10 protein-coding genes and 1 pseudogene are annotated in these 13,386 nt (G+C 65.4%); 3 read left to right on the top strand and 8 right to left on the bottom strand.

What is annotated here, in order from left to right:
* Positions 1 to 9: 9 nt before the first annotated feature.
* Positions 10 to 924: an alpha/beta fold hydrolase gene (locus AABF56_RS29820; protein ID WP_272808479.1), complete on the bottom strand. Its 915-nt coding sequence runs from the start codon at positions 922 to 924 to the stop codon at positions 10 to 12.
* Positions 925 to 1,218: 294 nt separating this feature from the next.
* On the opposite strand from AABF56_RS29820, the pseudogene AABF56_RS29825 reads away from it, so the two are divergent.
* Positions 1,219 to 1,913 (top strand): annotated as a pseudogene (locus tag AABF56_RS29825) (HAD family hydrolase).
* Here AABF56_RS29825 and AABF56_RS29830 read toward each other — a convergent pair.
* From AABF56_RS29830 to AABF56_RS29845, 4 genes are all read right to left on the bottom strand, one after another.
* Entirely contained in the window at positions 1,900 to 2,835 is a 936-nt protein-coding gene (locus tag AABF56_RS29830; protein ID WP_272808478.1) for a sugar-binding transcriptional regulator, read from the bottom strand. The pseudogene AABF56_RS29825 and the gene AABF56_RS29830 overlap by 14 nt on opposite strands.
* Positions 2,836 to 2,927: 92 nt before the next feature.
* Entirely contained in the window at positions 2,928 to 3,920 is a 993-nt protein-coding gene (locus AABF56_RS29835; protein ID WP_272808477.1) for an ABC transporter permease, read from the bottom strand.
* 35 nt (positions 3,921 to 3,955) lie between these two features.
* Complete coding sequence (locus tag AABF56_RS29840) at positions 3,956 to 5,446, bottom strand: sugar ABC transporter ATP-binding protein (RefSeq protein ID WP_272808476.1); 1,491 nt, start codon at positions 5,444 to 5,446, stop codon at positions 3,956 to 3,958.
* A gap of 63 nt (positions 5,447 to 5,509) precedes the next feature.
* Complete coding sequence (locus AABF56_RS29845) at positions 5,510 to 6,457, bottom strand: substrate-binding domain-containing protein (RefSeq protein ID WP_272808475.1); 948 nt, start codon at positions 6,455 to 6,457, stop codon at positions 5,510 to 5,512.
* 371 nt (positions 6,458 to 6,828) lie between these two features.
* On the opposite strand from AABF56_RS29845, the gene AABF56_RS29850 reads away from it, so the two are divergent.
* Together AABF56_RS29850 and AABF56_RS29855 are read left to right on the top strand one after the other, a co-directional pair.
* Positions 6,829 to 7,866 (top strand): alcohol dehydrogenase catalytic domain-containing protein, encoded by a 1,038-nt coding sequence (locus AABF56_RS29850; RefSeq protein WP_272808474.1) that lies wholly within the window; start codon positions 6,829 to 6,831, stop codon positions 7,864 to 7,866.
* A complete protein-coding gene (locus tag AABF56_RS29855) occupies positions 7,859 to 9,532 on the top strand; it encodes a glycerol-3-phosphate dehydrogenase/oxidase (RefSeq protein ID WP_272808473.1) in 1,674 nt (557 codons plus the stop codon). Before AABF56_RS29850 ends, AABF56_RS29855 begins: the two co-directional genes overlap by 8 nt.
* A 48-nt stretch (positions 9,533 to 9,580) precedes the next feature.
* On the opposite strand, the gene lpdA is transcribed toward AABF56_RS29855, so the two are convergent.
* The 3 genes from lpdA to AABF56_RS29870 form a co-directional block, all read right to left on the bottom strand.
* Positions 9,581 to 11,026: a dihydrolipoyl dehydrogenase gene (gene lpdA / locus AABF56_RS29860; RefSeq protein WP_272808472.1), complete on the bottom strand. Its 1,446-nt coding sequence runs from the start codon at positions 11,024 to 11,026 to the stop codon at positions 9,581 to 9,583.
* A gap of 99 nt (positions 11,027 to 11,125) precedes the next feature.
* Positions 11,126 to 12,385 carry a pyruvate dehydrogenase complex dihydrolipoamide acetyltransferase gene (locus tag AABF56_RS29865; protein WP_272808471.1) on the bottom strand — a complete coding sequence of 420 codons (1,260 nt, stop codon included), beginning with the start codon at positions 12,383 to 12,385 and terminating at the stop codon, positions 11,126 to 11,128.
* Position 12,386: 1 nt separating this feature from the next.
* Positions 12,387 to 13,385: an alpha-ketoacid dehydrogenase subunit beta gene (locus tag AABF56_RS29870; protein WP_272808470.1), complete on the bottom strand. Its 999-nt coding sequence runs from the start codon at positions 13,383 to 13,385 to the stop codon at positions 12,387 to 12,389.
* Between the last annotated feature and the right edge of the window lies 1 nt (position 13,386).

Genomic DNA, 13,386 nt, shown 5'->3' on the forward strand with positions numbered 1-13,386 from the left:
GGCCCTTCGTCATCCGTGTTCGCGGATGAAATCGAGCAGCGCGGCCGCCAGGCGGTCAGGCGCCTCGAGCGCAAGACTGTGGCCGCATTCCTCGAACACGTCGGATTTGACGACGCGCTCGGCGACGCGCTCCATCTGGTCCTTGACCAGCTCGCCGAAGAATTCCGGGGCGCCGATGGTCATGACCGGCATCTTCAGCTTCGTCTTGATCAGTTCGTCGTTGATGCGGGCGTTCTTGAGGCCGGCCCGGTAGGTCTCCAGGCAGCCGCGAAGGCCGCCGGGCGCCGAAAGGCGGGCGATCCATTCGGTGATCGCCTCGTCGGCGATGGCATTCGGGTTCCAAGTCTCCGCCTTGATCCAGAATTCCCAGAACTCGCGCTCGCGGCCGGAGATCAGCATTTCCGGCAGATGGGGGATCCAGAAGAACGGGATGTGCCAGAGCCAGACGCCCGCCATGCGGAACTGGGACGACACCTTCTCCGGCGTGAAGTTCGACCATTCCTCCAAGCCCTGCCCCGACAGGAGCATCTCGGCGAAGGAGAGCGTGCGGACGCGATCCGGCTCGCTGGCGGCCAGCGCATAGGCGAATTCCGCGCCGCGGTCCTCGCCGTGCAGGTGGAAGGTCTCGTGCCCGAGCTGCGTCATCAGCTCGGCCATGTCGCGGGCGTTGGTGCGGCTGTCGTAGCCCTCCTCCGCTGGCGGCTTGTCCGTATCGCCGAAGCCGCGCAGGTCGGGCGCCACGATGCGGAAATACGGGGTCAGGAGCGGGATGAGGCGGTACCAGTAGAAATGCGTCTTGGGCGTACCGTGCAGAAGAAGCAGCGGCTCACCCTCCCCCGCCGTCACATAGTGCATACGGATACCGTTGACGCGGGCGCGCCCGTGCTTCACCGCCTTGCCATCATGATCATAGATCTCGACCAAGCCACCACCCTCCCGATCTGCTTGAACATTCATGAGTTATCATTTACAACTGTACAAACAGATTGTCAATGGCTTGCAGGAAAAGTTCGCCCTGACGGCAGGAATTGCCTGAAACCGGAAACCGCCGAATCCAAGGGGAAGAAAGATGTATTTCGTTAAATTCAATAGGGAATTTTAAAACTTAGAGCTACTACGGCACGCAAAGCGGCGGCGCACGAAAGCAATCAAATACGTACTTTTGATTACAGTTATTAGTTTTTGTTCGTTCATATGAAAACATACGGAAAGCGGGAAATGGTTTGCCATGAGACACCAGAACTCTTCATCTTCGACTGTGACGGCGTGCTCGTGGACAGCGAGATCCTGTCGGTGCGGGCCTATGTGCGGGCCTATGCCCGCCACGGGCTCGCCATTGCCGAGAGCGACGTTGCCCGTTGCTTCGGGATGAAGCAGGCCGATATCTTCCAGTCTATCGGCGCGGCGACCCGGCAGGTTTTTCCGCCCGAGCATGCGGGCGACCTGTGGGAGGAAATCCGCACGCTCCTCGAAGCGGAGCTCGTCGCGATCGAAGGGATCGACAGGCTTCTCGATACGCTGCCGGCAAAGCGCTGCGTTGCCTCCTCGTCGGCGCCGGAGCGCATCGCGCTCAGCCTTTCCCTACGGGCCTGGCGCAGCGCTTCGGCGAGGCGGTGTTCAGCTCGACGATGGTCAGGGCGGGAAAGCCGGCACCGGACCTTTTCCTCCACGCGGCCGCCTGCATGGGCGCAGCGCCGGACCAATGCATGGTTTTTGAGGATTCCATCTACGGGATCGTCGCGGCCCGGGCGACCGGCATGCACGCCATCGGCTTCACGGGCGGACGCCATCTTCCACCCGACCATGGCGCGCGGCTGCTGGAAGCCGGCGCCCATCGCGTCTTCGGAAGTTGGCAGGAGGCGGGCGAAGCACTCGGCCTTGGCGCCGTGATGGAGCGCGTCACTCCTCGATGAGGCGCTGGGCGATCTCGATATCGGTCAGGACCACATGTGGCGACAGCAGCTTCAGCGCGCCGCGGAAGGCCGCATATTTATGCCAGCCGCCGGAGGCGAGCACGACCTTGCGCGCCGTGCGCAGCGAGCGCGGGTCGACGGCTACGACGCGGCGGTTGACCTCGTGGTCGATGATCTCGCCATCGGCATCGATGAAGCGGCAGAGTATGTCGCCGACCGCACCCGCCTTCTGCAGCGAAATCAGCTCGTCGCGCTCAAGCAGGCCGTAGCGGCTGAAGGTGGAGCCGGGCGAGAGGTCTCCGACGCTGACGATGGCGACGTCGAGGTTTTCCGAGCGGCGGAAGACCTCGCGGATGCCGGGATGGGTTAGCAGCGCATCGCGGGTGCGTTCGTCCGGGGCGAAGACTGGCGCGGCGATGAGGTAGGCTTCCGCGGCGAGACGGTCGCCGAGGCGCCAGGCGAACTCGGAAGGATTGAAGGCGCTGACGCGGGTCAGCCCACCCAACAGCGACACGACGGAGATATGCGCATCCGTCTGCTGAGGGATCGCCGGAAGGCAGGAGCTCAGCGTCTTGCCCCAGCCAAGGCCGATGATCATGTTCTCCTTGAGCAGATCGGTGACATATTCGCCGAGCACGCCGCCGATGATCTCGGGAAGCTGCTCCGTCTGCTTGGGAACGGGCACGACGATCGCCCGCTCCAGATTATATTTCTTCTCCAGCTCTCGTTCCAGCGCGACGCAATTGCTCTGCTTGGACAGGACGCGGATCTGCACCGTGCCGTCGAGGCGGGAGGCGGCCAGCATGCGCAGCACCTTGGCGCGGTTGAGGCCGAGCTCCTGCGCCACCTGGTCCTGCGTCATGCCTTCTTTGTAGTAGAGCCAGGCCGCCCTCGTGCGCAGATCATCGGACAGGTCGGACACCAGCGTCGCTTCTCCAAGACATCAGATGTCCCACCTATAGAGCAGGCCCGGACGTTTTTCCATGCGCCGCGAGGGCCGGTTGCCAACAACCCTCAGTTTTTACGCCGGAAGAGATCGACGAGGACGGCGATCAGTACTACGCAACCGACGATGACCCGCTGCCAGAAGCCGGAGACGTTCAGCAGAACCGTGCCGTTGGCAAGGACCGTCAGCAGCATGGCGCCGAGCATCGTGCCGACGATGGAACCCTGCCCGCCGCGCAGGCTCGTGCCACCCAGAATTGCGGCGGTGATGGCGCCCATCAGCCAGCCTTCGCCCACCGAGGGCTGGCCCGCATCCATGCGGCTTGCAAAGAGAATGCCGGCGAGCGCGGCAAACATGCCGGCAAGCCCGAAGACCAGGAACTCGACCAGCTTGACGCGGATGCCGACGAGCACGGCCGCTTCGCGGTTTCCGCCGACGGCGAAGATGTTGCGGCCGAACCGCGTCTGGGTCAGCATCCAGATGAGGACCGCGCCGGCGAAGAGAAAGACGAGAACAGGCACCGGGACGCCGAGGATCTCGCCCTTGCCGAAGAATCCGAACTGTTCGCCGAGCGGCCGGATCGGGTAGCCCTTGGTCAGCACCATTGTCATGCCGGCGAAGATTTCCCAGGTCGCGAGCGTGACGATGAAGGGATTGAGCCTCAGGCCCGCGACGAAGAAGCCGTTGATGAAGCCGAGCGATAGGCCGAAGAGCATCGTCAGGGGAATGACGAAATAGGGATGGATGCCCAGCATGTTGAGCATCATCGCGCCGACGATGGCTGAAAGCCCGGCCGCCGCGCCGACGGAAAGGTCGATGCCGCCGACCAGCAGCACCAGCGTCTGCCCGAGCGCCACGAGGCCGACGAAGGCCGCCTGCCGCGCGACGACGGACATGTTGTAGGACGAGAAGAAGTTGTCGGTCGCCAGCGACAGGACCACCATCAGCGCGATCAGCGCCACGGTGATGCCGCTCGCCTCCCAGCGCCAGAAGCGTGCGACAAGGCTCGGCCGGCGGTCGTTCTTGCGGATCGCACCATCGGACATCGTGTTCTCACTCATGGTCGTCAACCTTTTCTGTGTGCTGTCGCGCCGGCTCAGCTCATCGCAAGCTGGAGCAGGGATTCCTGGGTGGCCTCGGCAGCCGTGGGCATCCCCTTCACGCGGCCCTCATGCATGACGAGGATGCGGTCCGAGACATCCAGGACCTCCTCGAGCTCGGAGGAAATGAAGATGATGGACAGGTTCTCCCGGTCGGTGAACCGGCGGAGCTCCTGCTGGATCTCGAACTTGGCGGCGACGTCGATCCCGCGCGTCGGCTCGTCCATGATCAGCACGCGGGCGTTCTTCATCAGCCAGCGGCCGATGATCACCTTCTGCTGATTGCCGCCCGAAAGCGACGTGATCGGATCGCGCGTGGACCCGAGCTTGATGCGCAGGCGGCTGACGAAACCGTCGACCTCCTTCATCATGTCGCCGTTGCGCAGGCGCAGGAGACCGCCATAGCGCCCGAGCGAGGGCATCGCCATGTTCTCCGAGATGGACAGCAGCGGGAAGATCCCCTCCTGCTTGCGTTCCTCCGGCAGGTAGACCAGGCCCTTGGCGATGGACGCCAGCGGGCTGCGGTTGTCGAGCCGCTCGCCGAACAGGTCGACGCTGCCCGCATCCGCCCGGGTGAGGCCGAAGATGCATTTGGCGACCTCGGTGCGCCCGGCGCCCACGAGGCCCGAGACCCCGAGGATCTCGCCACGGTGCAGGTCGAAGGACACGTCCTCGAACTCGCCCTGGCGCGTCAGTCCGCGCACGGAGAGCACGACCTCGCGGTTTTCCAGGTGGACATGCGGCGCCGGGTTGCCCTTGCCGATCGCCCGGCCGGCCATGGCCTGCACCATCTCCTCCTTGGTCGTCGTCTTCGGGTCGAGCTCACAGACGAAGGCGCCGTCGCGCAGAACGCTGATGCGGTCGGAAAGCTCGAGGATCTCGTCCAGCCGGTGGGAGATGTAGAAGATCGAGCCGCCGGCGGCGCGGAAGGCGCGGATATAGGCGAACAGCTTCTCGGTCTCGCGCGAGGTGAGTGTCGCGGTGGGTTCGTCGAGGATGAGGATATCGGCCGAGGTCGCCGCCGCGCGCGCGATCTGCACGAGCTGCTGCTGCGCCTTGCTGAGCGCGGAAACCCGCGTGGCCGGGTCGATGGAATGATCGATCTTGAGCAGGTGCTCGGTCGCCAGCGCGCGCGTCGCCTTCCAGTCGATGCCGAGCGGGCCGCGCCTGTGCGCGCCGAGCATGATGTTTTCGGCCGCGGTGAGGTCGGGAACGAGGTTGATTTCCTGCGGGGCGATGGAAATGCCGGCCTGCTGCGCATCCAGCGGCCGGTGGAACTGGACAGGCTTGCCGTTGCGCCGCAGCTCGCCCGCGGTCGGCGGGGCCTTGCCGCAGAAGATGCTCATCAGCGTGGACTTGCCCGCGCCGTTCTCGCCGATGATGGCGTGCACCTCGCCGGCCCTGATGCCGACGGAGACGCCCGTCAGCGCCTTGATGACGCCGAATGACTTGGCAACGTCTACGGCCTCGAAAATAGCTATGCTCACAGCCGTTCCTCCCAAAGCGGAAAATGCGGGGCCGAAGGCGGCCCCGCATGATCGCCTGCATGCTTACTTGCAGTCGTCCTTCGTGATGAAGCGCGAGCCGGTGTCGTGGAACATCGGATAGGTGTGGTTCTCGTTCATCGCCACGAGATACTTCACCGTCCAGTAGCCCATGTCCCACTGGCGCTGGGCTTTGAGGGCGGTGATCGTCCCGTCGCATACCGCATCAACGGCTTCCGGCAGGTCGTCCATGCCGACGATGGCGACCTTGCCGGCCAGCCCGGCATTCTTCACGGCGCGGGCCGCGCCGATCGGGTTGGAGGCGTTCGAGCCGAAGATGCCGGCGATGTCGGGATTGGCCTGCAACGCGTTCTCCGTCAGCGTGACGGCATCCTCGAGCACGTCGTTGTCGGGCTGCTCGAAGACGATCTGCATGTCTGGATGGCTTTCCAGCGCCTTCTTGAAGCCCTCGATGCGCTGGACGTGGTCGGAGGCCGTCAGGCTGCCGGCCAGAATCCCGATCTTGCCCTTGCCGTCGAGCGTCTTGGCAAGGAACTCGCCGAGGTCAAAGCCGTCCTGGTAGCTGCTCTTCGGGCCTACGAAGGGGAAGGCGTCGTCGCAGAACGAGTTGAAGGTGATGACATTGACGCCGGCCTTGCGCGCTTCGCCGAGGAGCTGCACGTTCGTCGCCTGGTCGAGGCAGGCCACGGCCAGGCCGTCGGGCTTGCGGCCGATATTGGTCTCGATGCGCTGGTTCTGGTCCGCCACGTCCGCCTGCGGCGGCTGGTCCCAGATGACGTTGACCTTGATGCCGGACTTCGCAAGCTCCTCGGCGGCGAATTTCGCGCCTTCGGCCACGACGTCGTACCAAGGATGGATGACCTTCGGGATGTAGACGAAGGTCAGTTCCTTGTCGATCGGCTTGATCAGGTCCTGCTGGCTCTGCGCCTGCGCGGCACCCGAGGCCGCGAGCGAGAAGAGGGCAGCGCCCATCAGCATTCGGTTCAGTTTCATCGATAATCCTCCCAATCTCGATTCGCCGGCCGACAGGGCGTCCGGCACCCGTAAACCACGTTTGCACGGAACGTCGCCGAGAACCCCGAACGGATTCGCCCGCATGCCCGTCGAGCCCGAAGGTCGAATTCGAACATTTATTCCGATATTTTTATCTTTGTGCATTTCCTTTTGTCTGTCAACGGCGAAGCGTGCGGCTAAAAGGCTTCGCATTTAAAAGGTTGTTTTTCCTTCAGCTTATTTGCTGCTCCCGTCAAACTAGCCGCCCAGCGGAACGCCCAACTGCAACATTTCCCCTCACAGGGCTGGACAAATAGTTCTGTATTTTTGTAATTATAATTTTATTATTGTGCATTCACGGAGCGGAAACGATGAAGGCTGGACTATTGAAGGCGCCGAACCGGCTGGATTTCGAAACGGTCGGCGATCCGGCCCTGAAGCCGGGCGATCTGCTGATCCGCGTGAAGGCCGCGACCGTCTGCGGCACCGACATCCGCATCTTCCGGGGCCGGAAGACGGCCGGCATCCGCTACCCCTCGATCCTCGGCCATGAATTCTCCGGCGAAGTGGTGGAGAACGGCGGGCACGGCGGGTTTTCCTGCGGTGATGCGGTCGCTGTCTGTCCGGCCATACCCTGCGGGCATTGCGCCCATTGCATCCGGGGCTACGAGAACATCTGCAAGAACCAGATCGCGATCGGCTACGAGATCGACGGCGCCTTCGCCGAATATATCCGCATTCCCGAGCAGGCGGTCCTGTCGGGCAACGTATTCAAGCTGCCGGCGGGGCTGTCGTGGGAAAAGGCGGCGCTCATCGAACCGCTGTCCTGCGTGCTGAACGGGCAGGAGCGCATCGGCGTCGGCATTGCCGACCGCGTCGTCATCCTCGGCTGCGGGCCGATCGGCCTGCTGCATGTGAAGCTCGCCCGCCTTTCCGGCGCCGCGCGCATCATCGTTTCCGAGCCGAGCGCCGGGCGGCGGGCGGCAGCGCTGGCGGCCGGCGCGGATGTCGTCGTCGATCCGGCATCGGAAGACCTGAAAGCCATCGTGATGCGCGAGACGGACGGGCTCGGCGCGGACAAGGCCATCGTCGCGATCGGCGTGCCGCGGCTTGCCAACGACGCGATCGGCCTCGTGCGCCACCGCGGCGCGGTCAGCCTGTTCGCCGGCTTCTCCGCGGGGGAAACGGCGACGCTCGACGTCAACGCCATCCACTACAACGAGATCATCATCACCGGCTCCTTCGGGCTCGACCGGCTGCAGTTCGAAAAGGCGCTGGCCATGATCGCCTCCGGGCGGCTCGAGGTGGAAAGCATGCTGACCCACCGCTTCGCGCTCGACGAGATAGCCACCGCGCTGGAGACGGCCGAACGCGGCGATGCCATCAAGGTCGCGATCCTCAATGCCTAACACCGCCGCGCGCCTTCTCAGCCTGCCGGAGCATGCCACGGTCCTCATTCTCGGCGGCGGTATCAACGGCTGCGGCCTTTTCCGCGATCTGTGCGAGCAAGGCGTCGACGTCCTGCTGGTGGAGAAGGGCGATTTCTGCTCGGGAGCGAGCGCGGCCTCCTCCCGGCTGATGCATGGCGGCATCAAATATCTGGAGACCGGAGAGTTCCGGCTCGTCGCGCAGTCGGCGCGCGAGCGCAACCTGCTGCTCTCCAACGCCGCCCATTACGTCAAGCCTCTCGAAACCGTGCTGCCCGTCAGCTCGCTGTTCGGCGGCATCATTCCCTCCGTCCGGCGCTTCCTCGGCCTCAAGGCGAAGCTTGCCGACCGCGGCACGCTGATCACCCGGGCGGGGCTGCTGCTCTACGACCTCTTCGGGCGGCATTTCCGCACCATGCCCAACCATCGCATGCTGGGGCGGCGCAAGGCGCTCACCCTCATGCCCGAGCTCAACCCCTCCTTCCGCGCCGTGGGGCTCTATTACGAGGCGCACATCACCCATGCCGAGCGGCTGGGCCTGGAACTGATCCTCGACGGCGAGGCCGCCAATCCCGCGGCGCGGGCGCTGAACTATGCCGAAGTGGCGCTCGTCGACGGCCGGCTGCGGGTCAGGGACCGCATCAGCGGGCTTTCCCGCGACGTGAGCGCCGACATCGTCGTCAATGCCGGCGGCGCGTGGATCGATAAGGTCAATGCCGCCCTCGGCATCCGGTCCCGGCACATGGGCGGCAACAAGGGCTCGCATCTGGTGGTGCGCAACCGCCGCCTGCACGATGCCCTGCGCGGCCGCATGGTCTATTTCGGCTCGGCCGACGGGCGGGTGAACCTGCTCTATCCCTTCATGGGCAATGTGCTGATCGGCTCGACCGACATTCCCGAACCGGACCCGGACGCGGCGCGCTGCAGCGAGACGGAGATGGCCTACATGGCCACCGTCATCTCCGAGGTCTTCCCGGACATTGCCGTCACGCCCGACCAGATCGCGCTCACCTGGTGCGGCGTGCGCCCGCTGCCGCGCTCGGAAGGGCTCGCTCCCGGCGAGGTCAGCCGCGACCATTCCATCGCCGAAGACCGCATTCCCGGCCTCGGCCTGCCCGTCCTGTCGCTGATCGGCGGAAAATGGACTACCTTCCGCGGCTTTGCGGAGGAGGTCGCAGACCGGATCCTCGCCATGACCGGGCAGGAACGGCGGATCGGCACCGAGCGGCTCGCCATCGGCGGGGGACGCGGCTTCCCTGCGCAACCGGACGCCTTCGAGGCGGAGGCGGCAGAGCTTTCGGCCCGGTTTTCCGCGCCGCTGGAAACCTGCCGGAGACTACTCGTCCGCTACGGCACCGGCGCGCGCGCCGTCCTCGTGGAGACCGGCGGGCGCCTGACACCGCTCGCCTCGCTTCCCGCCTATGCCGTCGAGGAAATCGCCTTCCTTTGCCGCCGCGAGAAGGTCGAGACACTGGAGGACGTGCTCTTCCGCCGGACCGATATGGCCCTTTCGGGCGCGCTGACGGGCGAGGTTCTCGACGAGGTGGCGCATGTCGCCGGGCAGGCCCTCGGCTGGGACGATGCCCGCATCCTCAGGGAGGGTGAGGCCAGCCGCGCCGCCGCCGCCCGCAATCACATCGCCCTCTGATCCTCCGTCCCCGCCGGCCGTCATCGCAGCCGGCGGGGAACCGCGCCGTCAAGCGTTCAGTGCACGCCCATAGGCATCGAGCACGCTTTCCTTCAGCGTTTCCGAAATGGTCGGGTGCGGGAAGATCGTGTGCATCAGCTCCTCCTCGGTCGTCTCGAGGTTCATGGCGATGACGAAGCCCTGGATGAGCTCGGTCACCTCGGCGCCGACGAGGTGGGCGCCCAGAAGTTCGCCCGTCTTCTTGTCGAAGATCGTCTTGACGAGGCCCTGGTCCTCGCCGAGCGCGATGGCCTTGCCGTTGGCGACGAAGGGGAAGCGGCCGACGCGGATGTCGCGGCCCTGCTCCTTGGCCTTCGCTTCCGTCAGGCCCACGGAGGCGACCTGCGGATGGCAATAGGTGCAGCCCGGGATCTTCGCCTTGTCCATCGGATGCACGTTCGGCAGGCCGGCGATCTTCTCGATGCAGATGACGGCCTCGTGCTCGGCCTTGTGGGCGAGCATCGGGGGACCTGCGACGTCGCCGATCGCATAGATGCCCGGCACGTTCGTCTTGCCGTAGCCGTCGATGGCGATGAAGCCGCGGTCGGTCTTCACGCCGAGCGCCTTGAGGCCGATATTCTCGATGTTCGCCTGCACGCCGACGGCCGAGATCATGCGGTCGGCGGTGATCTTCTCCACCTTGCCGTCCTTCATCTCGACATGGGCGGTGACAGAGTTGGCGCCCTTCTCCACCTTGGCGACCTTGGCCTCCAGATGGATCTTCATGCCCTGCTTCTCGAACTGCTTCTTGGCGAGCGCGGAGATTTCCGCGTCCTCGACCGGCATCACCGTCTTCATCACCTCGACCACCGTCACGTCGACGCCGAGCGTGCGGTAGAAGGAGGCGAACTCGATGCCGATGGCGCCCGAGCCCATGACGAGCAGCGACTTCGGCATTTCCTCCGGCTTCATCGCTTCAAAGTAGGTCCAGATCAGCTTGCCGTCCGGCTCGATGCCAGGCAGCGCGCGCGGGCGGGCGCCGGTGGCAATCACGATATGCTTGGCCTTGTAGGTGCCCTCGGGCAGGACGTTCTTCGGCAGCGGCGCCTGCGGCTGCTGGATCGCCTTGCTCGTCTTGGAGACGACGATCTCGCCGGGCTTGGTGATCTTGGCCTCGCCCCAGATGATGTCGACCTTGTTCTTCTTCATCAGGAAGCCGACGCCGCCGTTCATGCGGCTTGCGATGCCGCGCGAGCGGGCGACGATCGCCTTCAGGTCCGGCGTCACCGTGCCCTCGATCTTCACGCCGTAATCGCCCGGATGCTGGGCATAGTGGAAGATCTCGGCCGAGCGCAGCAGCGCCTTGGTCGGGATGCAGCCCCAGTTGGAGCAGATGCCGGCGAGATGCTCGCGCTCGACGATGGCCGTCTTCAGGCCCAATTGCGCCGCGCGGATCGCGGCGATGTACCCGCCCGGACCCGAACCGATAACGATGACGTCGTAGGAAGAAGCCATGGATGTTCCTTCAAAAAAGAAGGGGAAGCGTCACCGCCTTCAGGCGCATGGCCACTTCCCCAAGTCACGGGAGGAAACGCTGTCCGAAGGTCGAAACGGCTAGACCAGCATCGACATCGGGTTTTCGACGAAGGCACGGAAGCGGCCGATCAGTTCGGCGCCGAGCGCGCCGTCGACCGCCCGGTGGTCGGTCGAAAGCGTCACGCTCATCACGATGGCGGCGGCGATGCTGCCGTCCTCCGCAACGACCGGCCGGCGCTCGCCCGCGCCGACGGCGAGGATCGTGGCGTGCGGCGGGTTTATGATCGCCGCGAATTCCCTGACGCCGAACATGCCGAGATTGGAGACGGCGCCCGTGCCGCCCTGATATTCCTCCGGCTTGAGCTTGCCGGCGCGCGCACGGGCGGCGAGATCCTTCATCTCGTTCGAGATGGCCGAGAGGGACTTGGCCTGCGAATGGCGGATGATCGGCGTGATCAGCCCGCCCGGCACGGAGACCGCGACGCCGACATCGACGAAGCGATGGCGGACCAACTGCTCCTCCGTCCAGGAGACGTTGGCGTCGGGCGTTGCGGCAAGCGCCAGCGCATAGGCCTTGATGACCATGTCGTTGACGGAGAGCCTGTAGGCGGGGGCCTCGTCCACCGACGGCGCAGCCGCGTTCAGCTCCGTGCGCAGCTTCAGGAGCGCATCGAGCCGGCAGTCCGCCGTGAGATAGAAATGCGGGACCGTGCTCTTGGCCTCCACCAGGCGGCGCGCGATGGTGCGGCGCATGCCCGTATGGGCCTGAAGCGTATAGGACTCGTCCGGGAAATGCTTGAGCGCGGCGTCCGGGCCGGGCGCGGGCGTGGCGGCCGGCGCCGGAGCGCTTCGAGCGGCAGGCGCTGCGCCCGCGGCGAGCACGTCGGCACCGACGATGCGGCCATGCGGACCGGAACCGGAAAGGCCCGCAAGATCGACGCCCTTGTCCCGGGCGAGCCGGCGGGCGAGCGGCGTCGCCCTGACGGCACTGTCGGCCTTGGCCGCGACGGGGGCGGCGGATGGGGCATCAACCGGAGCGGCGGCAGGTTCCGCCTTCGCCTCCGCCGGGGGCGACGCGGCTGCATCCGGCACGTCCTCGCCGGTGGCGACGATCCACGCGACGAGGGAGCCGACGGGTATGTCGATCCCCTCCCTGCCCGTCACGTTGCGCAGCGTGCCATCGGCCTGTGCGTCGATCTCCATCGCCGCCTTGTCCGTCTCGATCTCGAAGAGCACGTCGCCCTTCTTCACCTCATCCCCTTCGGAGAAGAACCATTTGGAGATCTTTCCGGTCGCCATGTCCATGTCGACCTTAGGCATGATCACTTCGCTCGCCATGTCAGCGCACTCCCCTGACGAGGTCGCGCGCGGCTGCGAGGATATCCGGCATCTGCGGCACGGCGGCCTTTTCCAGCTCCGGATTGTAGGGAATGGGCGTTTCCGAGCCGCCGAGGCGCACGATCGGCGCATCGAGATAGTCGAAGGCCTCGCTCTCGGCGATCATGGCGGAGATTTCCGCCCCGACGCCGAGCGTCTTCACGCCCTCGTAGACGCAGATCAGGCGGGACGTCTTCTTCACCGAGGCGATGACCGTCTCGCGGTCGATGGGGCGGATCGAGCGGAGGTCGACGACCTCGACGCCTATGCCCTCTTCGGCAAGCTTTTCCGCCGCCTCGAGCGCCTTGTGCACCATGATGGACGTCGCCACGATGGTCACGTCGCCGCCCGCGCGGCGCACCTCCGCCTTGTTCAGCGGAACGGTGTAATAGCCCTCGGGGACCGGGCCCTTCATCTTGTAGAGCAACTTGTGCTCGAAGATCATCACCGGGTCGGGATCGGCGACCGCGGCCAGCAGCATGCCCTTCACATCGTGCGGCGTCGCGGGCTGGATGACCTTGAGGCCGGGCACATGGCCGAGCCAAGCCTCGATGCTCTGGCTGTGCTGGGCCGCCGCGCCCGTGCCGGACCCGGCCGGAAAGCGCATGACGACCGGCACGGAGACCGCGCCGCCCAGCATGTAGCGCATCTTGGCCGCCTGATTGACGATCTGTTCCATGGCGAGCGCCGCGAAATCCGAGAACTGGAATTCGAAGATCGGCCGCAGGCCCGTCACCGCCGCGCCCACCGCGACGCCGGCGCCGCCGAGCTCGGAGATCGGCGTGTCCATGACCCGGTCCGGCCCGAAACGCTCGATCAGGTCGCCCGTCACCTGGAAGGCGCCGCCATAGACGCCGATGTCCTCACCCATCAGGATAACGCGCTCGTCCGCCTCCATGGCGAGCGCCATGGCCTCCTGGATCGCCTGCGAGTAGCTCAGTTCCCTCGGCACCGCGTTCATC

The sequence above is a fragment of the Shinella sp. WSC3-e genome, from assembly GCF_945994535.1.
In the GTDB taxonomy this organism is placed as follows: Bacteria; Pseudomonadota; Alphaproteobacteria; order Rhizobiales; family Rhizobiaceae; genus Shinella; species Shinella yambaruensis.

Coding starts and splice junctions, on each gene's coding strand:
- AABF56_RS29835 (WP_272808477.1), bottom strand. CDS start 3,920: ATGAGTGAGAACACGATGTCCGATGGTGCGATCCGCAAGAACGACCGC.
- lpdA (WP_272808472.1), bottom strand. CDS start 11,026: ATGGCTTCTTCCTACGACGTCATCGTTATCGGTTCGGGTCCGGGCGGG.
- AABF56_RS29845 (WP_272808475.1), bottom strand. CDS start 6,457: ATGAAACTGAACCGAATGCTGATGGGCGCTGCCCTCTTCTCGCTCGCG.
- AABF56_RS29850 (WP_272808474.1), top strand. CDS start 6,829: ATGAAGGCTGGACTATTGAAGGCGCCGAACCGGCTGGATTTCGAAACG.
- AABF56_RS29865 (WP_272808471.1), bottom strand. CDS start 12,385: ATGGCGAGCGAAGTGATCATGCCTAAGGTCGACATGGACATGGCGACC.
- AABF56_RS29855 (WP_272808473.1), top strand. CDS start 7,859: ATGCCTAACACCGCCGCGCGCCTTCTCAGCCTGCCGGAGCATGCCACG.
- AABF56_RS29870 (WP_272808470.1), bottom strand. CDS start 13,385: ATGAACGCGGTGCCGAGGGAACTGAGCTACTCGCAGGCGATCCAGGAG.